Below are 294 nucleotides of genomic sequence, written 5' to 3'. Positions count from 1 at the left end.
CCTCGTCCAGCACGGGCACCCCCAGCGCCTGGGGCTTGTCGTACTTCGAGCCCGCGTTCTCCCCCGCCACGACGAAGCTCGTCTTCTTCGACACCGACCCCGACACCTTGGCCCCCATGGCCTTCAGGCGCGCCCCGGCCTCGTCGCGGGTCATGCCCGAGTGCGTAAGCGTCCCCGTCAGCACGAAGGTAAGGCCCGCCAGCACCTGGGGCACTTCCTCGCCCGGGACGACGGCCTCATCGGCCATGGTCACGCTCATGACGGATCGCTCTCGTTTTCCTCCTACGACAGGAT

Annotated in this window: 1 protein-coding gene; it reads right to left on the bottom strand. The window is 68.0% G+C overall.

What is annotated here, in order from left to right; genetic code table 11:
• Positions 1 to 294: BRCT domain-containing protein (locus NE591_RS14910; RefSeq protein WP_305145281.1), on the bottom strand; the 294-nt coding region annotated here is incomplete at both ends.

It is taken from the genome of Adlercreutzia sp. DFI.6.23, from assembly GCF_024462535.1.
In the GTDB taxonomy this organism is placed as follows: domain Bacteria; phylum Actinomycetota; class Coriobacteriia; order Coriobacteriales; family Eggerthellaceae; genus Adlercreutzia; species Adlercreutzia rubneri.
This window is presented reverse-complemented; position numbering and strand designations above follow the sequence as displayed.